This window comes from Actinacidiphila sp. bgisy160, from assembly GCF_057707815.1.
The window spans coordinates 1-1,044 of record NZ_JBYIQW010000135.1; the positions used below are offsets into that span (position 1 = coordinate 1).

A 1,044-nucleotide genomic window follows, 5' to 3' on the forward strand; every position below is an offset into this window, starting at 1 on the left:
TCAGCTGCGGGACGTGCCAGGGGTGGACAGCCTGTACTTCACGATGCTGAACGCGAACAAGCGCAGCATCACCTTGAACACCAAGACCCCGCGCGGGCGGGAGATCCTGACCGAGCTGATCGCCCGCAGTGATGTGATGGTGGAGAACTTCGGGCCCGGCGCGGTCGACCGGATGGGCTTCCCGTGGGAACGGATCCGCGAGATCAACCCGCGGATCGTGTACGCCTCGATCAAGGGCTTCGGGGACGGCCCCTACACCGCGTTCAAGGCCTACGAGGTCGTCGCCCAGGCGATGGGCGGGTCGATGGCCACCACCGGCTTCGAGGGCGGCCCGCCACTGGCCACCGGCGCCCAGATCGGCGATTCGGGCACCGGCGTCCACGCCGTCGCCGCGATCCTGGCCGCCCTCTACCAGCGCACCCACACCGGACGCGGACAACGCGTGCAGGTCGCCATGCAGCACGCCGTCCTCAACCTGTGCCGGGTCAAACTCCGCGACCAGCAACGCCTGGCCCACGGACCTCTGGCCGAGTACCCCAACGAGGACTTCACCGACGAGGTCCCCCGCTCCGGCAACGCCTCCGGCGGCGGACAACCCGGCTGGGCCGTCACATGCGCACCCGGCGGCCCCAACGACTACGTCTACGTCATCGTGCAGCCCGTCGGCTGGCAGCCACTGGCCCGGCTCATCGGCCACCCCGAACTCGCCGACGACCCCGAATGGGCCACCCCCGAGGCCCGGCTGCCGAAACTCGCCAAAATGTTCCAGCTCATCGAGGAATGGACCAGCACCCTGCCCAAATGGCAGGTCCTGGAAGAGCTGAACACACACAACATCCCGTGCGGGCCGATCCTGTCCACCAAGGAGATCATCGAAGACGAAAGCCTCAAGGCCAACGAGATCGTCGTCGAGGTCCCCCACCCCGAACGCGGCACCTACACCACCGTCGGCAACCCCCTCAAACTCTCCGACTCACCCACCACCATCCACCGCTCACCCCTCCTCGGCGAACACAACCACGACATCTACACCACCGAACTGGG

At 67.2% G+C, this 1,044-nt stretch carries 1 protein-coding gene; it reads left to right on the forward strand.

The window, feature by feature from the left end; all coding sequences use genetic code 11:
* Window positions 1–1,044 (forward strand): formyl-CoA transferase (gene frc, locus AC3EUJ_RS37160; RefSeq protein ID WP_431969413.1); only part of this gene is annotated, 1,044 nt, incomplete at both ends.